This is a genomic window from Citrobacter braakii (genome assembly GCF_002075345.1).
Lineage (GTDB): Bacteria > Pseudomonadota > Gammaproteobacteria > Enterobacterales > Enterobacteriaceae > Citrobacter > Citrobacter braakii.
The window spans coordinates 165,188-181,760 of the sequence record NZ_NAEW01000002.1; the positions used below are offsets into that span (position 1 = coordinate 165,188).

The window sequence follows — 16,573 nt, forward strand, 5'->3', positions numbered from 1 at the left end:
ATCAAACTCTCTCAAGGTGATACTCTTTTACTCCGCGAGTATATATACCATAAAAAGTTGGAGGCATTTTTTCTTTATATATTTGTAAAATGGGCATCAGCTTTTTAAGAGCAATATTAAGTTGCGCATTTGCAAACTGAGCACCAATACAAGCATGAGCCCCACTCCCATAAGATAGATGTCCTTTATATTTTCTGTAAGGATCAAAAACATTAGGTCTTTCAAAATAACTATCATCTCTATTAGCTGATGGAATAAGAGAATATATAAGTTCACCTTTTGTTAGTTTTACCCCCTCAAAAAAATCATCTTTTTCTATCATTCTTGGAATTAAATGAACAGGTGGCGTAATCCTCAAACTTTCTTGTAATACATTATTATAGCTACACGCCCCATTTATCAAACTAGAAATACAATCACTATTTCTATATAGATGATAAATACAGTTAGCCAATACCTTATCAACAGGTTCAGATGCTGCTAATAAAATGTTAAGTGAAAGAGCTACAATCTCACTGTCGGTTATTATATTTTCTGCGTTACTTTCTTTTATTATAAAAGAAATAATATCATCTCCTAAACTTTTCCTTCTTTCATTTATTAACTCTAATATTATTTTTTCAAGTTCTTCGGCGGATTTTAAAGCCTCCTTCTTTTCATGCTCAGAAAGATTAAACCCTGTTGCAAAAATCACTATTAACCTTAATCTATCTAAAATATAATAAAAATCATTCTGATTTAATCCAATTATATTAAAGGTAGTAAGCAACGCATATTTATTCCCAAAGTCAGAAATAAAATTAAACGAATCTTTTTTAGTGATTCTTTCTAAAAGAGAATCACATAAACAACAAAGAATCGGCTCATAATAATTCCTTAATATACTGCCAGTGATCTGTCTTAATATAATTCTTCTTTTTGTCTTATGTTCTTTACCCTCCATTTGCGCAAGGACTTTTCCCCTCATTACAGGTTCAGCTCTTTCTGCTAACGGCTTAGTTGAAAATATACCCGAATTATTTAAAACATATTGAACAGCATCATAGCTGATAGCAAGATAAGATTTCAGAGTCTGGTCATATATTATATTTTCTCTTTTATCTAATAGATCTATATGCGAATAAGGATCTAATTTATATTGTTCGGATAAAACTCCAGGAAATGAATAGACTTTATTTAGCATAGATGACTCCTTATGATATAATATTATTAGATTCAATTAAGCCACATGATCCTTTATAACTATTTTTGTATATGAGTGTGGAGATAATGATAAATTATCTTGGTATAAATAATCAGCCACAGGCCATGTGCAATAGTATGATATATGAACATTTCTATCTGTTGCTAATAGTACTGATGGAGCGATTAAAAATGGTAATTCTCTCAATATATATTCAGTCGCAATTTCAATTTCTTTTTTATTTATCATGCTTTGGTTCTCGGTTGATATTTTTCTTTTTATAATAGCTTTTTCAGATTGTTCTGTGCACAGAGTGTAAAAATCACTATTGTCACCATAATCTTTCCTAACCTTTTCTAAAAAATACTGATAGGCAATATTTCCATAAAAATCGGAAAATCGAAGTATCTTTCCAGATGATAATGTGCATCCGGTTTTTGAAATATAATTATGTATAATCCTTTCTGCCCTGTAAAATTCTTTTCTAGACTTTTTCTTAGCTTTATTCTCGTTATCACCACACCCCATTAATAAATATCTGGCTTCTTCATGAGGGTGTAAAACATCAACTTTATCATAGTTATCAAACCCCCAATCTAACATGTTTTCAAGATAAACATCACTGAATCTGGAGTTAAAAGGACTTATTCCAAATAAAACCTGTTGTTCTTTCATAATATAACCGCCATTAATCCCGAAGTAAAAGTTACACTCACATTATGAAAAATAGAATATCTAAATTTAATTATAAGATTATTGGTCTTATTTTTAATGATGACTAAATATAAATTTCATTTCTTAATATAATAGTTTGAATTAATTCTAGACAAAGCATTTTGGCCTTGCTACGTTAAAAAGGCCATCCTATACCTTTTTAAGGCCATTTTATGAATACGCCAATGATATCTCCAGACAAAGCGTCCTCTGAGGCAGAACCTTTTATACTATCTGTTGTTGTAGAGTCTGACAAAATGAGGATAACAGATCCCCATTGCCACTCTCGTGGGCAGTTACTCGGAGCTATTCAAGGACTAATTTCAATTGATGCAGACGGGAGTCGCTGGGTTGTGCCTGCAACTCATGCTGTATGGATACCGCCCTATGTATCACATAGCCTTTTAGGGTCACATGGCCCATTTAAAGGGTGGAGTGTATATGTAGCCAACTCTGCTTGTACGGACCTTCCTGATAAACCATGTATTTTAGAACTCTCAGGATTATTACGTGAAACTGTGGCCAGAATGACAAAATGGCAAAACACGGTTTTGGAACCTGCACAAGTACATCTTTCGTATGTTTTCCTTCATGAAATTCGCACAATGCCTAGAGTAGGCTTAGGATTACCTATGCCAAAAAAACCTCAGCTACTAAAAATTGCTCTAGCCCTTGCAAATGAACCCGGCAATGACAAACGTATGACAGATTGGGCTACTTGGGCTGGTATTTCACCACGTTCACTAACACGTAATTTTATTCGTGACACCGGATTTACATTCACTGAATGGCGTCAAAGGGTTCGTTTACTCATTGCCCTTGAAATGTTAGCGTCTGGTAAGCAAGTGACTGAAATATCTTTAGATCTTGGATATGATAATGTTAGTGCATTCATTACTCTTTTTCGTCGTATATTCGGTACAACACCAGGAAATTATAAAGAAATGATGAGAGGTAAAAATAACTTATAATCTATATTAAAAATTTTATATATTTCATATTATATTTTAACCATTATAAATAACGTTTCAAATTAGCGCTCTACTCGAGGTTTTAGCTAAATGGAGAGCTAAAGTTCTAGCCCGGCGTCAATCCTGTATTCTAGGCTGAGGATTGAGTTCTGAATGTCTCCCCTGACAAACAAGGCTCTCAGCAAAGTGATCTTCTATTTTGAAACAGTATTTGTAAATAAAGTTAAATGGTGGTCATTTCGGGGGTCTTGACGAATTGTATTTTTTTATTTAGATTAATAATCAGCCAGTTAATGGCTAAGTAGATCCCAGTCAGAGGAGCCAAATTTAAGAAGCCCGCTTAAGGAAACTTAAGCGGGCTTTTTGCTTTTCACGTCTGTGTAAAAGCTGCCTCTATAAGCGCTCAGTCTGCCATAACTCCCCATTCCATGCCGCATCACATCGTTGATTAAAGTTGTGTAAATGTAAATCGTTTAAACTTTGCAATTATTGTAAGTGCTAGTGATTATCATTTATTGTACGCGAGCCAAAAGAACGAGCCCCGACTCGGTTCACTGTATGTTCCAATTACTCTGGGATAAAAACGATGAATGCTCTGACTCGCACCGGATTGCGCCGTATCACGCTTGCCTCTGCCCTCCTCTTCTCTGTCAGCCTGCCGGCTTTCGCTCAGGAAACGTTAACGCTTTACACCACCCGTGAACCGGGCCTGATCCAGCCTTTACTTGATAGCTGGACTAAAACCAGCGGTATCAAAGTAAGTACGGTCTATATCAAAGACGGTATGCTTGAGCGTGTTAAGGCGGAAGGCAAAAACTCCCCTGCCGACCTGCTGATGACCGTCGATGCCGGAAATCTCATCGATTTGGTTGAAGCTGGCGTCACCCAGCCGGTAGAGTCAGAAGCGCTGAAAGCCGCCATTCCGGCGAATCTGCGCGGCGCGGATAATCAGTGGTTTGCGCTTTCTATGCGCGCCCGCGTACTGTATGCCGAGAAGTCGCTGCCAATCGATAACTGGCATTACGAACAGCTCGCCAGCCCAGAATACAAAGGTAAAGTTTGTATTCGTTCCGGTCAGCACCCCTACAACACGGCGCTGATCGCCGCGATGATTGCCCATCATGGTGAAGCTAAAACCGAAGAATGGCTACGCGGCGTAAAGGCTAACCTGGCGCGTAAAGCCACCGGCGGCGATCGCGATGTTGCCCGCGATATCCTCGGTGGAATTTGTGATATTGGTCTGGCCAACTCCTATTATGTCGGCCATATGAAAAACGCCAAAGAAGGCAGCGATGCTCGTCAGTGGGGCGATGCCATTAAAGTCGTTAAACCAACCTTTGAAAATGGTGGTACGCACGTCAACATCAGCGGCGCTGCCGTTGCCCGCTATGCGCCAAATAAAGCCGATGCCGTTAAGCTGATGGAATATCTGGTTTCCGCGCCTGCCCAGCAGCAGTATGCGAAAGCGAACTTTGAATATCCAGTACTGAAAGGCGTAACGCTTGACCCGGTCATTAGCGCCACAATCGGTGAAATCGACGTCGATAAAACACCGCTCACCGAGATCGTGAAGTATCGTAAACAAGCTAGTTTGCTGGTAGATAAAGTTGGATTCGATCAATAAATCGCTGCAGTTTCCGACGTTACGCGGCCTGGTTTCCGGGCCGCAGTCATTATTAACGCCGTTGCATCTTGGCGCATTGTGCGTCGCGCTTGGCGTCCTGACCCCCATCGTTGCGCTGATCTGGCAGGCCACCCAGGCTGATTTATCCCACTGGGATAATCTTATGACATATGTACTGCCTTCAGCGCTCAAAAACACCGTGCTGTTGCTAGCGGGTGTCGCGATAATGGTTGGCGTTATTGGCGTAGGCAGCGCATGGGCGGTAACGGCATGGGATTTCCCTGGGCGAAAAATTCTCAGTTGGGCGCTGCTGTTGCCGCTGGCAATGCCGACCTACATCGTTGCCTTCGCATGGCTCGATCTGCTGCATCCGATTGGCCCCCTGCAAACCTTTATCCGTTTCTTACTTGGCTTTGACAGCCCGCGACAGTTCCGCCTGCCCGATTTACGTTCCCTTTCCGGCGCAATAATCTTGCTCGGATTAGTACTTTATCCTTACGTGTACCTGACAACCCGCGCCATGTTTATCAGCCAGCCGGCCCATCTGTTGGAAGCTGCACGTACGCTGGGTTGCAGCGCAACCGGGACTTTTTTTCGTGTTGCTCTCCCCATGGCTCGCCCGGCACTGGCCGTCGGGATCAGTCTGGCGCTGCTGGAGACGCTTAACGATATTGGCGCGTCGGAATTTCTCGGGGTACAAACGTTAACCGTTACCGTATACACCACATGGATCTCTCGCTCTGATTTATCTGCCGCAGCGCAAATCGCCTGCATGATGCTGATGTTTATATTCTTTATTCTGACGCTGGAATTTTATGGCCGCAGAAAACAGGGATTCAGCAGCCGTAGCCTGCGGGAAATTCAACCCACCCGCGTGCAAGGCTGGCGTGGCTGGCTACTCGGTGTCGTTATTTCGCTGCCGGTTGTGCTGGGCTTTCTGGCCCCGGTGCTGTTTTTAATCTGGGAAAGCGCCAAACGTATAGGTGACGAGAGCCCTATATCCTCCTCGTTACTGTCTGCATTACAAAATACGTTATCACTGGCCGCGGGAACCACGTTGGTGGTGGTTTGCGTCAGTATGTTGGTAGCCTGGAGCGCGCGGCATAGCGCCGCAGACAACGCGATGCCAGGATTTCGCCGTGGTGTAATGCGTCTGGCTTCTTTAGGCTACGCGGTTCCCGGTACAATTCTGGCAATTGGTTTTTTAACCCCCGCCATGGCAGTCGACCGCTGGCTGGCAGATTTACTGGATGTTCGCGGCCTGCCGCTGATGTCCGCCGGGATCCTGCTGGTAATTTGTTGTGCCATGCGTTTCCAGGCGATTGCTATCGGCGCACTGGATTCCGGCCTGGGCCGCATTCCGCCTTCGCTGGAGCAGGCTTCTCGTCTGTTGGGTGAGAATGGTGCGGGCACATTTGCACGGGTTCATTTCCCATTGCTGCGCCCGGCGTTAGTGAGTAGCGCCCTGCTGGTTTTTGCCGATGCCATGAAAGAACTGCCAACAACGTTGCTGTTGCGCCCGGTAAACTTCGAAACGCTGGCAACGTTGCTGTATGCAGAAGCCGCCCGTGGAACCTATGAAGAAGGTGCTATCGCCGCGCTAATGATTGTTTTAGCTGGCACGCTACCGGTTATTTTGTTGGTGCGTCACCAGATGACTCGCCGTGGTTAAGAGAGTAACAATGTCAGAAATTGCATTACGACTCCAGGATGTGCATGTTGCCTACGGCAACAGTCAGCAATCGGTGCTGAGCGGGTTTTCAATGTCGGTACGTAAAGGAGAGATCGCCTGTCTACTGGGCGCTTCAGGTTGCGGAAAAACCACCGTGTTACGCGCAGTTGCCGGATTTGAACGGCTGCGAAGCGGAGAGATCTATGTGTCGCAGCGCCGCGTTGCCGGTTCCGGTGTTCATCTGCCGCCGGAAAAACGGCATGTCGGCATGGTCTTTCAGGAATATGCGTTATTCCCTCACCTGACCGCGCAACAAAACGTGGCCTTTGGGTTACGACGTATGCCGCGTGAGCAGCAGCAGGTCCGGGTGGCGGAGCTGTTAAAAATGGTTGAGTTGCACAGTCATGCCGGCCGTTATCCGCATGAACTGTCCGGCGGTCAACAGCAGCGTATCGCTCTTGCGCGCGCGCTGGCGCCGCATCCGGAAATCCTGCTGCTCGATGAGCCTTTCTCCAGCCTTGATAAGCGCACGCGCGAGCGTCTTGGCAACGAGGTGCGGGATATTTTGCGTGCCGCCGGGCAAACGGCACTGCTGGTTACACACAGCGAACACGAGGCGCAGCTAATGGCAGACCATATTGGCGTGGTAAAAATGGGACAATATCAAATTAAAAAAGCGACCCACCCAGGCTGAAGGTCACAGGGTCGCCTTGAAAATTAGTAATGGGTCTGAATCAGACTGATATTCACCGGCATGCCGGAGCGTCTTTCCAGTGCCTGATTTCCGCGACTCATATCCACGTCATTCCCGCTGATGAAAGTGCGCAGCGCGGGGGTGACTGGCAAGGGAACTTTTCTGTCAGACTCATATTCCGACCGGTTTCGTGACAGTGGTTCATGCACTTCCACCCAGCGACTACCGTCCGGCTCTACGCTGTATTTCACCGGTCGGTCTATCAGTTGCACACGCGTCCCTACCGGTACGGTATCAAACAGATATTTAATGTCGTCATTACGTAAACGGATGCACCCCTGACTTACCCGCAGACCAATACCGAAATTCGCATTTGTGCCATGAATGGCATAAAGCCTGCCGATATAAATCGCATACAGTCCCATCGGGTTATCAGGCCCGGCAGGAACAAACGCCGGCAGGCTTTCCCCACGTGCTGCGTATTCGCGCCGGGTATTCGGCGTAGGCGTCCAGCTTGGTGCTTCCTGCTTACGTTCTACCGCCGTCACCCAGTTACGCGGCGTTTCTCTGCCCGCCTGGCCAATGCCAATGGGTAAAACCTCAACCGTATTGCTGCCAGCGGGATAATAGTAAAGGCGCATTTCTGCGACGTTGATTACGATCCCCTCGCGTACAGTATCCGGTAATATCAGTTGCTGTGGCACAACCAGCGTCGAGCCAGACTTAGGCAGAAAAACATCCACGCCGGGATTGGCCTCCAGCATATTGCTCAACCCCTGTCCGTACTGCGCGGCAAAAGCTTCCAACGGCTGAGTGTTTCCTGAAGGTACCGTAATGGTCAAAGGGCTCCCCACCAGGCGACTGCCTTCAGGCGGGAGCGGATAACTCACCGCCTGCGCGCTCTGACTCACGAGCAGCATAATGAGTGAACAAAGCAGTTTTACACGACGCATCTTTTTCCTTTCCTTCGCCGCAGCAGATATCCGTTAATTATAGCTTTTATTATCTGTTTTAGTGGGTTACGACTAAAATCCGCATAAAAAAGCCGCCTGAGGCTAATGCAATTCAGTTAACGCCTATGTATCAGAAAGCATCACCTGTGTTGGCAGAAGTTATGAATATGCTATCTCACGGTAAGAGTTCCGTTCACCTCATGTGCATCGTTTATCTGAAACACCGATTCCTGTGAACGTGTAAAGGGCGTTCTCCGCCACGCCCTTTACAATCCCGGCTCCCGGCGGGAAAATTGCCGCTCCGCGGTCCCCTCCGTTTATTCCTCCAGGCTACCGGGCCGGGCGCGAGGTAGCATCCCTGCAAAACGCGCCCTGAACCCGCATCCCTGCGGGTTCTCCCGGCCTTACGGAAACACGTCGGCAATTTTCAGCCGGACCAGCCCACACCTGACCACCTGCGTTTTTTATCTGAACAGCAAAACAGAGTTAACTGGAAGTCAGTGCGTTGCAGCGATGACCCCGGTCCGGCTGAAAATCGATGAGGCGTTGACGGCTGACCGGGTCTGCCCGCAGGGATGCGGGCAGAGGGGACGGCCTGCAGGGACGCAGGCCCGGCCCCGACCCGACAGGCAGACGGCATAAGACGAATGAATCGCGCAGCGACGATTTTCCCGCCGGAAGCCTGGGTTGCAAGGGAGGCGGCGGTGAGCCTCCCTTGCACGTTCACGGGTATCTGCGCTTCAGAGAATTGCTACCGCCGAGGTGAACGGAACCCTTAGCAAGAATCACATGTTCCCCATAATGCTTAACTGAACGGTATTGCACCATGGGGCGAGGTTCAGCGTGGCCAAAAACTATGCTTCCTTACCATCCGGAAGCACAATATTGCTGGCGGCGAGCTGCCCCATGTTGTTGTACATTGCACAGGCGGCTTCAACAATCGGCATCGCCAGCGCGGCCCCGCTGCCTTCGCCCAAACGCATCCCCATATTGAGATACGGCTCCAGTTCAAGATGCGCCAGCGCGGTGCGAGCCCCCTTCTCGGCGGAGAAATGTGACGGGATCAGGTAAGGTTTAATCTGCGGCGCAATCTGGCAGGCCGCCAGCGCGGCGGAATAAGAGAGAAAACCGTCCAGCACAACCGGCAGGCCGCAGGAGGCCGCCCCCAACATCACCCCCGCCATGCCGACCAGATCAAACCCGCCTACCTTAGCCAGCACATCGATACCGTCATTACGATCCGGTTGATTGACGGCAATTGCTCGCCGCACAACATCGACTTTATTGCCGACTCTTGAAAGCGGCAGGTTAGCGCCGATACCCACCACGTCCTCGGCATCGCTGCCGGTCAGTACGCTGACGATTGCCGCCGCTGGCGTCGTATTTGCCATACCAAGTTCACCGACGCCAAACAGCGTTACGCCGTCTTTGGCCAGCTCATGGGTATAGCGGATAACCTCCAGCAGCAGCTCCTCGGCCTGCGAACGACTCATTGCCGGGCCTTGTGCAATATTGCCGCAGCCGCGCGCCACGCGCATATTCACCACGCCAGGGATAAGCTCAGCATCGATGCCGACATCAATCACATGTACCTTTGCCCCCGCCTGAGCGGCCAGCACACAAACGCCTGTCGTCCCACGCGTCATATTAGCAGCCTGAATAGCCGTGACGATTTTAGGCGAAACAGCAACCCCTTCATCCCATACACCGTGATCGGCGCACATCACCAGCATCGCTTTGCCATTCACATGCGGTACGCCCTTCAGACCCGGCATTCCGGCCAGTTGCACGGCGAGCGACTCAAGTCGACCAAGACTTCCTGGCGGTTTAAGCAAGCCATCGACATGCTGCTGTGCACGCAGCATCGCAGCACTATCAGGTGAAGGGATTGCGTGGAGTAAAGAGGTTAAAGTCTGCATAAGGGTTCCAGTATGTTGGCTGACTCAGAGCAGAGCCAGCAGGAAAATCAACTCGCCAAGTTCAATGGCCGCGCCCAGCGTATCGCCGGTCTGCCCACCCAACGTGCGTTTTAATAACTGCCCAAGAATAAAAATCGCCACTATCGTAACAACCAGCGCCGCCACGCCGCGCATGCCAGGAAGAAGCACGGCAGCCAGGATCGCCGCGAATCCCAACGTGACGCAGGTTTGACGCCCGGTGACTTTACCGATAAAGACGTTGCCCAGCCCTTCTTCGCGGGCGTAGCGATGTCGATACATCAGCAAAACAGCGGTCCCCCGCCCGGCGACACAAGCGGCAGCAAGCGCCGCCAGCATCGGCGTGCCCCGCAAAGCCAGTTCGCTCACCACCAGCACTTTTGCCAGCAACACGAAAATTAACGCCAGTCCACCGTGAGTCCCCAGGCGGCTGTCACGCATGATTTCCAGCATCCGCTCGCGTCGACGCGCCGAAAAAATACCGTCACAGGTATCCGCCAGACCGTCGAGATGAAATCCCCCGGTCAATAACGCCAGCGTGAGAACTGCAAACAGGGCCGCCAACGGCACCCCACACCAGGGCTGCAGCGCCATAAAGACCAGCCCCGTCAGCCCTCCCAGCACCACGCCAATTAGCGGGAACATCACAATGCCACGTGAATAGTGCTCGAAATCCAGTCCTTGCGACCAGCGAGCAGGAACGGGCAAGCGACTAATAAAAGAGAGCATTGCCCAGAACAACTTACTCATTTAATTTTGACTCCAATTCCTGATACCACCAGCCAGACCTCATCAGCCGCCGCCGCCAGTCGCTGGTTCACACGTCCTGCAATATCGCGAAAATGCCGTGCCAGACGGTTCTCCGGTACAATCCCCATTCCGACTTCGTTAGTGACCAGCACAACCTTCGCCGGACAGCGCTGACAGGCCGCAATCAGCGAACGAATTTCATCCTCAATAGATTGCTCCATCGCCGCGTAATCCCAGCTATCCGGGTCGCTGTCACCGCCCAGCGCAAACAGCAGGTTAGTCACCATCGTGGTGATGCACTCCAGCAGAATGGCTTCTTGTGGATCGTTTGCTGCCGTAATCAGTTCATCGAGATGTTGCCAGCGTTCGGCTGTACGCCAGTGTGCAGGACGTCCGTCACGATGATGCTGAATTCGCGCAGCCATCTCCTCATCAAAAATCTGCGAAGTCGCGATATACAAAACGTTTGGAGAATCTGCGATCAGCGCTTCCGCATGCCGACTCTTGCCGCTTCGCGCGCCGCCAGTCACCAGAATCATCATACTGGCTCCCGGTGTTGCTGCATGATGGTATAAATTCTCTCAATATCGATGTGTTGCCGCATCGCATCCGCCAGCAGATCAAACTGCTGCGATTTATATTGCGCGTAATGGAAGGTGGAATCCAGCGGCGCTAACCCTTTACGTTCTCGCAGGCCATTAACCAGCGCACGGGTAAATTCATCGCTGTCGAACAGACCGTGAAGATAGGTGCCAAACGCCAGGCCATCGGCAGTGACCGCGCCATCAGCCACGTTGCCACCGTCTTTACGCAGCGTCATCACCGACCGGCATTCCTCGGTTAATGCCGTTTCGCCCATATGGATTTCATAACCGCGAACGGATAATCCCGCGGTACCCGCCAGCCAGTCCGGCAGCGAGGAGGACATTTGTCCCTCAACCAGGGTCGTGGTTTTATGCTGGGCAAAATGCGTTACGGTATTGAGCAAGCCCAGACCCGGCAACGTACCGAGTCCTGACTCAACTTCATCAATGATGGTTTCGCCGAGCATTTGATAGCCACCGCAAATCCCCACTACGGGTACGTTATTACGATGTAATTGCACCACGCCATGCGCCATCCCGCTTTCACGCAGCCACACCAGATCGCCCAGGGTGTTTTTGCTGCCGGGCAGAATCACCAGATCGGCCCCCGCCAACTCTTCAGGCTGGCGAACATAGCGCACGCGCACATCCGGCTGTGCGGCAAGCGCATTGAAATCAGTAAAGTTAGAAATGTGTGGTATCTGAACAACGGCGATATCGATGTCGCGTTTGTCTGTGCGCAAATATTTGCCCTTTTGCAGCGCAACGCCATCTTCATCTTCCAGATCAACGTCCAGCCATGGCATGACGCCCAGGACCGGAACGCCGGTCAGCGCTTCAATTTGCTCAATCCCGGAATACAGCAACGCCACATCACCGCGAAACTTATTGATGATCACCCCTTTTACCCTGGCGCGTTCATGGTCGTGCAGTAGCGCCAGCGTGCCGTAAATGGAGGCAAACACCCCGCCGCGGTCGATATCCGCCACCAGAACGACAGGGCACTGCGCCATTTCAGCCATACCCATATTGACGATATCGCGATCGCGCAGGTTAATCTCAGCCGGGCTTCCCGCCCCTTCCAGTACCAGCACATCGAACTCCTGCGCCAGACTGTTATAAACAGACAGGATTTGATCCCGTAGTTTCGGTTTGTACTCGTGGTAGCTCACCGCATCCATATCGGTTGCCACTTTGCCCATCAGCACAACCTGCGCTTTACGATCGCTGGTCGGCTTAAGCAGCACCGGATTCATACGCACATCTGGCGTAATACCGGCGGCCTCAGCCTGAAAAATTTGCGCGCGGCCCATCTCTTTGCCCTCTGGCGTAATGCCAGAGTTCAGCGCCATGTTCTGCGATTTGAACGGTGCGGTACGCAGTCCATCCTGATAAAAAATTCGACACAGACCGGCGACCAACACGCTTTTACCTACATCAGATGCCGTTCCCTGCAACATTATTGCCTGCGTCATGACGCCTCCTTCAGTGCGTTCTCTCGCATACAGCTAAAAAATTCAGCCTCTGTTTTACACAGCGGGAAACCCAGCTCGGTATGCAGCTTCACCAGCCAGGGCTGAGTTAATCCCGCTTGTTCAATAAGATCCGTTCGGGCAAACACATCACCCGGCGAGCCGTGTGTTAGCACTTCCCCCCGGCGTAAAACGTACACTGCATCGCTGACTTCATAGATAAGATCGATATCATGGCTGGAGATAACCACGTGGTTTCCTTGCGCTACGATGCGTTTGATTATCTCAATCATCTGCGTGCGACCTGATGGGTCAAGGCCCGCAGTAGGTTCATCCAGTAGCAAATACTGCGCCTGCAACACCAACGCCCCGGCAATTGCCACACGTTTTTTCTGCCCGTGACTTAAACACTGAATAGGCTGATGGCGAAAATGCTGTGCATCAACCAGCGTGAGCGCATCATCCACCCGGCGGGAGATTTCAGCTTCATCCACCCCAAGGTTGCGCAGGCTGAAGGCAATATCGCTGTCGATATCGGTATAAAAAATTTGCTGGTCGGGATCCTGAAATACGGTTGCCACCTGCTGACGCAGCGCCAGCAGGCCGCGCTTGCTGTAATCCAGCGGTTTGCCTTGCCACATCACCGCGCCTTCCTGCGGGCGCAGTAAACCACTCAGGTTCATAAACAGCGTGGATTTCCCGCAGCCATTAGCACCTACCAGCCCGGTGACGGCATGCGTTGAAAAGTCCAGCGTTAGCCCTTTGAGGATCGGGTCATCCTGATAGCGAAACCAAAGCGCTGAAGTGGCAAGCATACTTTTCCTTACAGGTGAAAATCACCCTGATACAGTTTGATATCCAGTGTGGTGGTCATTTGCTGGTAGCGGATCAACACGCGGGTAAACAGCAATCCCACCAGCATCGCCAGCGAGCGATAGCCCAACGGCAAGCTACGATAACCAAAACGTAGCGTTTGTGCGCGATGAATAGCCAGCGCCTCGTCTAACAGGATAAAAATAAAGCGCCAGGTTAGCAGGATCTGCTCAGTGAGCAGGCGAGGAACGTGCGCGCGTTTGAGTAAGATAATCAATTGCGGAAACGGCAGATTCAGTACCAGCCAGAACGTCGCCGCCAGCGCAGCCAGGCTGCGCCAGAAGGTTTCATTGGCGGTGACAAGCCCTGGCGCGCTAACGCCTAACCAATAGCTTCCAACGGGGATGCTGGCCAGCAGCGTCTGCGGATCGCGGCTAAAACTAAACAGAATGGTCACGACGCCGACCGTCAGAAAACCAAACGGTAATGCCATCCAGCGACACCAGCGCCAGAAGGAAATGCGCAGCAGCCAGCAGCTCAGCGCGGCAATCAGTAACAGCTCAATACTCTGCCCCAACGGGGGCAGAGTAAACGCCAGAATCATCATCATCAGCCAGAGCAGAAATTTCCGCACGGGTGAGACATGAAACCAGCGGCTTTGATAGCTAAGCCTGTCAAGCCCGGTCATCACGACGTTGCCTGCCCTTGGTGTAACCCAGAATGTAGAAAATCACGGCTGCGCCCAGCGATCCCTGGAGCGTAAACAGCAGGCTTTCAATCTCACCGCTTGCCGGTTCATACAAGGGCTGGAACCACGGCTCATAATGTGGGGCAATTGCCTGAATCTGACTCTCCGCCTCACCGTCTGAGCCGCCGTATTCTCCACCATGGTTGATAAAGAACGGCAGGATCACCAGCGCCACTACCATCCCTAACAAAATCAGCGTCTTTTTCATCGTTAATGTCCTTGAGCGGTAATCAACTGCCGTTTGGTTAACTGGTCATAAATCATTACGGTGAGCAGACCTTCCGCTATCGCAATTGGGATCTGCGTCAGGCAGAAAATCCCCATGAACTTGATGATTGAACCCGTAGCACCGGCGGATGGGTCCGGGAACGCCACGCCCAGTTGCACCGAGGTCACGAAATAGGTGACGAGATCCGCCAGCATCGCGCACAGGAAGACGCAAACATCACGACGCAACCCCGCACGGCAGGCCATTTTCCACACCATGTAACCCACCACCGGGCCAATCACCGCCATCGACATGCCGTTAGCGCCAAGCGTTGTCAAACCACCGTGCGCCAATAACAGCGCCTGGAACAGCAGGACGATTGCCCCGAGGATTGCCACCACGCCCGGTCCAAACAGGATAACCGCCAGGCCTACCCCGGTAGGGTGCGAGCAACTTCCGGTAACAGAAGGAATTTTCAGCGCCGACAGCACAAAAATAAACGCGCCGCACAGAGCCAGTAACACTTTTTGGTGACTATCTTCCTGCACGATTTGGCGCAGCCGCACCAGCCCGTACCACAGGCACGGTAAAAACAGCAGCCACCAGGCCAGCGCCCAAATCGGTGGCAAGAAACCTTCCATTATGTGCATGGCGAACGCTTGTTCAGGAACAACCATCAGTAATAGCGCCGCAGCCAACCCGCTGAAAGACAGCTGTTTTAGCTGTTGTTCAAGCTTCATTGTGCATACTCCCACTGTTTATTGACCAGAATGGTCGAGAAATAAGGCAGCGGCTGATCGTCGCTCACCTCATCGAGATGACGCCAGCACTGTTCACCCGGCAGCGTGGCTTCAGACATCATCAATGCACAGCCCAACAAACCCTCTTGTTGCAGCAACGCTTTGATGCGCGCAAAACGACCGTATACCTTCATCAGCACCAGACTGTCATGCTGCTTTAACGCCTGCTGGATTTCCGCTTCCGGCGCGGTACAGGAGACCACGGCCAGTGACTGTTGCTCCATGGCGAGCGGCGTTTTTGACCGCGCGGCAATCGCAGCGAAAGAGGTCACGCCCGGGACGATTTCTAACCAGTCAGGACAGCCAATACGCTGGAGTAAAAAAACCCAGGTGCTGAACAGCATGGCGTCGCCAAGTGTAATAAAGCCCACCTGCTTACCCGCTTCGACTTCCTGAACCAGCGCGGCCGCAACGTCATCCCATACTGCCTCTTTTTCGGCGCTGTCAGCACTCATAGGAAAATGGCAGCAGCAAACTTCGGTCTGCTCGCCGATATATTCACGTACGATCGACAGCGCCAGACTGTCGCCACCTTTACGCCCAGCGGGCGCATAGAGAATATCCAGCGTACCCAGCGTGCGTGCGGCCCGCACGGTGATAAGATCGGAAGCGCCTGGCCCGGTGCTTAATGCATACAGTTTTCCGCTCATGCTGCTTCCTCCAGCGCCACATTAAGCGCCTGTTGTAAATGCGCCACGAACATAGCGCGAACCGCCGGATTCTCACCCAGACCACTGAGCCACGGCGTAGCCGGTATCCCGGCCGCATTGAACAATGTTTTCCACGAATCCTCTTCGTCAGAGGCCATATCATTGATGGCATGATCGCCAGCAACTAACATCAGCGGCATCAGATGCACCGCCGTCACCCCTTCCTGAGACAAACTTTCAATCAGCACATCGACTTCCGGGTAACTTTCCACCGCTCCAACCCGCGCCGGGTAGCGCTGTGCCGTCATCATATGGTCGAGGCAGGCATAGGCGGCAAAGGCATGATGGCTGGCACCGTGTCCCATAAACACCACTTTTTCATTTTCGCCAAGCACCGGCATTTGCTGTTGCAGCGCCAGCATCAGCTGGGCGTAATCGTCATGGCTGCTCAGCAGCGGAACACCCAGCGTCAGGCGAGAAAAAAGCGGGCGCATGCTTTGCACTTCGCGGACTATTTTTTCGTATTCATCACCGTTGATAATGTGCAACGACTGAATAGCCACGTCCTGATACCCCTGATCCGCCAGCTTTTGCAGTGCCTGCAGCGGCGTGTCGATCTCAATGCCGTCGCGCTGCTTGAGCTTGCGGATAATCATCCCGGAGGTAAACGCCCGAAACAGGTCGCGGTCAGGGCAACTGGCTGCGAGATCGCTCTCGCAAGCCACAATATTTTTCTCACAGGTGTCGTGATAGCTGGTGCCAAAGCTGACCACCAGAAGCGCCTTTTTCATCTCTAACTC

At 50.9% G+C, this 16,573-nt stretch carries 17 protein-coding genes; 4 read left to right on the forward strand and 13 right to left on the reverse strand.

Annotated elements, in window-relative coordinates; translation table 11 throughout:
- Position 1: 1 nt before the first annotated feature.
- Together BZK42_RS05265 and BZK42_RS05270 are read right to left on the reverse strand one after the other, a co-directional pair.
- Positions 2-1,183 carry a cytochrome P450 gene (locus BZK42_RS05265; protein ID WP_080858863.1) on the reverse strand — a complete coding sequence of 394 codons (1,182 nt, stop codon included), beginning with the start codon at positions 1,181-1,183 and terminating at the stop codon, positions 2-4.
- Positions 1,184-1,219: 36 nt separating this feature from the next.
- Positions 1,220-1,858 (reverse strand): tRNA-dependent cyclodipeptide synthase, encoded by a 639-nt coding sequence (locus BZK42_RS05270; RefSeq protein ID WP_080858864.1) that lies wholly within the window; start codon positions 1,856-1,858, stop codon positions 1,220-1,222.
- 212 nt (positions 1,859-2,070) lie between these two features.
- Here BZK42_RS05270 and BZK42_RS05275 point away from each other — a divergent pair, with 212 nt between their 5' ends.
- The 4 genes from BZK42_RS05275 (at position 2,071) to BZK42_RS05290 (ending at position 6,858) form a co-directional block, all read left to right on the forward strand.
- Entirely contained in the window at positions 2,071-2,868 is a 798-nt protein-coding gene (locus tag BZK42_RS05275; RefSeq protein WP_080858865.1) for an AraC family transcriptional regulator, read from the forward strand.
- Positions 2,869-3,454: 586 nt separating this feature from the next.
- Positions 3,455-4,492: an extracellular solute-binding protein gene (locus tag BZK42_RS05280; RefSeq protein WP_047499042.1), complete on the forward strand. Its 1,038-nt coding sequence runs from the start codon at positions 3,455-3,457 to the stop codon at positions 4,490-4,492.
- Positions 4,476-6,164, forward strand: a complete 1,689-nt coding sequence (locus tag BZK42_RS05285; protein ID WP_080858866.1) for an ABC transporter permease — start codon at positions 4,476-4,478, stop codon at positions 6,162-6,164. Before BZK42_RS05280 ends, BZK42_RS05285 begins: the two co-directional genes overlap by 17 nt.
- 10 nt (positions 6,165-6,174) lie before the next feature.
- On the forward strand, positions 6,175-6,858 hold the full coding sequence (locus tag BZK42_RS05290) for an ABC transporter ATP-binding protein (RefSeq protein WP_049270582.1): 684 nt from the start codon (positions 6,175-6,177) through the stop codon (positions 6,856-6,858).
- A 23-nt stretch (positions 6,859-6,881) separates the two neighbouring features.
- On the opposite strand, the gene ldtA is transcribed toward BZK42_RS05290, so the two are convergent.
- The 11 genes from ldtA to cbiK all read right to left on the reverse strand — a co-directional run bounded on the left by ldtA (position 6,882) and on the right by cbiK (position 16,564).
- Entirely contained in the window at positions 6,882-7,811 is a 930-nt protein-coding gene (gene ldtA, locus BZK42_RS05295; RefSeq protein WP_016153509.1) for a L,D-transpeptidase, read from the reverse strand.
- Between the two features lie 854 nt (positions 7,812-8,665).
- Positions 8,666-9,730, reverse strand: coding sequence for a nicotinate-nucleotide--dimethylbenzimidazole phosphoribosyltransferase (gene cobT / locus BZK42_RS05310; protein ID WP_016156857.1), 1,065 nt, complete (start codon positions 9,728-9,730; stop codon positions 8,666-8,668).
- A gap of 24 nt (positions 9,731-9,754) precedes the next feature.
- Positions 9,755-10,498, reverse strand: a complete 744-nt coding sequence (gene cobS / locus BZK42_RS05315) for an adenosylcobinamide-GDP ribazoletransferase (RefSeq protein WP_019077089.1) — start codon at positions 10,496-10,498, stop codon at positions 9,755-9,757.
- Positions 10,495-11,040 carry a bifunctional adenosylcobinamide kinase/adenosylcobinamide-phosphate guanylyltransferase gene (cobU, locus tag BZK42_RS05320; protein ID WP_016156859.1) on the reverse strand — a complete coding sequence of 182 codons (546 nt, stop codon included), beginning with the start codon at positions 11,038-11,040 and terminating at the stop codon, positions 10,495-10,497. The genes cobS and cobU overlap by 4 nt, the downstream gene beginning before the upstream one ends.
- Positions 11,037-12,557 (reverse strand): cobyric acid synthase, encoded by a 1,521-nt coding sequence (locus BZK42_RS05325; RefSeq protein ID WP_080858867.1) that lies wholly within the window; start codon positions 12,555-12,557, stop codon positions 11,037-11,039. Before BZK42_RS05325 ends, cobU begins: the two co-directional genes overlap by 4 nt.
- Entirely contained in the window at positions 12,554-13,369 is an 816-nt protein-coding gene (locus tag BZK42_RS05330) for an energy-coupling factor ABC transporter ATP-binding protein (protein WP_046275697.1), read from the reverse strand. The genes BZK42_RS05325 and BZK42_RS05330 overlap by 4 nt, the downstream gene beginning before the upstream one ends.
- 8 nt (positions 13,370-13,377) lie before the next feature.
- A complete protein-coding gene (locus BZK42_RS05335) occupies positions 13,378-14,055 on the reverse strand; it encodes an energy-coupling factor ABC transporter transmembrane protein (protein WP_049040276.1) in 678 nt (225 codons plus the stop codon).
- Positions 14,042-14,323 (reverse strand): energy-coupling factor ABC transporter substrate-binding protein, encoded by a 282-nt coding sequence (locus BZK42_RS05340; protein ID WP_006683999.1) that lies wholly within the window; start codon positions 14,321-14,323, stop codon positions 14,042-14,044. Before BZK42_RS05340 ends, BZK42_RS05335 begins: the two co-directional genes overlap by 14 nt.
- A 2-nt stretch (positions 14,324-14,325) precedes the next feature.
- Positions 14,326-15,063: a cobalt ECF transporter S component CbiM gene (gene cbiM / locus BZK42_RS05345; RefSeq protein WP_080858868.1), complete on the reverse strand. Its 738-nt coding sequence runs from the start codon at positions 15,061-15,063 to the stop codon at positions 14,326-14,328.
- On the reverse strand, positions 15,060-15,773 hold the full coding sequence (locus tag BZK42_RS05350) for a cobalt-factor II C(20)-methyltransferase (protein WP_080858869.1): 714 nt from the start codon (positions 15,771-15,773) through the stop codon (positions 15,060-15,062). The genes cbiM and BZK42_RS05350 overlap by 4 nt, the downstream gene beginning before the upstream one ends.
- A complete protein-coding gene (cbiK, locus tag BZK42_RS05355) occupies positions 15,770-16,564 on the reverse strand; it encodes a sirohydrochlorin cobaltochelatase (protein ID WP_016156864.1) in 795 nt (264 codons plus the stop codon). Before cbiK ends, BZK42_RS05350 begins: the two co-directional genes overlap by 4 nt.
- Positions 16,565-16,573 lie beyond the last annotated feature (9 nt).

What these genes read in the sequence shown, in the direction of transcription:
- cobU (WP_016156859.1), bottom strand. Translation starts at nt 11,040, where the DNA reads ATGATGATTCTGGTGACTGGCGGCGCGCGAAGCGGCAAGAGTCGGCAT.
- ldtA (WP_016153509.1), bottom strand. Translation starts at nt 7,811, where the DNA reads ATGCGTCGTGTAAAACTGCTTTGTTCACTCATTATGCTGCTCGTGAGT.
- BZK42_RS05340 (WP_006683999.1), bottom strand. Translation starts at nt 14,323, where the DNA reads ATGAAAAAGACGCTGATTTTGTTAGGGATGGTAGTGGCGCTGGTGATC.
- cbiK (WP_016156864.1), bottom strand. Translation starts at nt 16,564, where the DNA reads ATGAAAAAGGCGCTTCTGGTGGTCAGCTTTGGCACCAGCTATCACGAC.
- BZK42_RS05325 (WP_080858867.1), bottom strand. Translation starts at nt 12,557, where the DNA reads ATGACGCAGGCAATAATGTTGCAGGGAACGGCATCTGATGTAGGTAAA.
- BZK42_RS05275 (WP_080858865.1), top strand. Translation starts at nt 2,071, where the DNA reads ATGAATACGCCAATGATATCTCCAGACAAAGCGTCCTCTGAGGCAGAA.
- BZK42_RS05350 (WP_080858869.1), bottom strand. Translation starts at nt 15,773, where the DNA reads ATGAGCGGAAAACTGTATGCATTAAGCACCGGGCCAGGCGCTTCCGAT.
- BZK42_RS05265 (WP_080858863.1), bottom strand. Translation starts at nt 1,183, where the DNA reads ATGCTAAATAAAGTCTATTCATTTCCTGGAGTTTTATCCGAACAATAT.
- BZK42_RS05280 (WP_047499042.1), top strand. Translation starts at nt 3,455, where the DNA reads ATGAATGCTCTGACTCGCACCGGATTGCGCCGTATCACGCTTGCCTCT.
- BZK42_RS05330 (WP_046275697.1), bottom strand. Translation starts at nt 13,369, where the DNA reads ATGCTTGCCACTTCAGCGCTTTGGTTTCGCTATCAGGATGACCCGATC.
- cbiM (WP_080858868.1), bottom strand. Translation starts at nt 15,063, where the DNA reads ATGAAGCTTGAACAACAGCTAAAACAGCTGTCTTTCAGCGGGTTGGCT.
- cobT (WP_016156857.1), bottom strand. Translation starts at nt 9,730, where the DNA reads ATGCAGACTTTAACCTCTTTACTCCACGCAATCCCTTCACCTGATAGT.
- BZK42_RS05290 (WP_049270582.1), top strand. Translation starts at nt 6,175, where the DNA reads ATGTCAGAAATTGCATTACGACTCCAGGATGTGCATGTTGCCTACGGC.
- cobS (WP_019077089.1), bottom strand. Translation starts at nt 10,498, where the DNA reads ATGAGTAAGTTGTTCTGGGCAATGCTCTCTTTTATTAGTCGCTTGCCC.
- BZK42_RS05270 (WP_080858864.1), bottom strand. Translation starts at nt 1,858, where the DNA reads ATGAAAGAACAACAGGTTTTATTTGGAATAAGTCCTTTTAACTCCAGA.
- BZK42_RS05335 (WP_049040276.1), bottom strand. Translation starts at nt 14,055, where the DNA reads ATGACCGGGCTTGACAGGCTTAGCTATCAAAGCCGCTGGTTTCATGTC.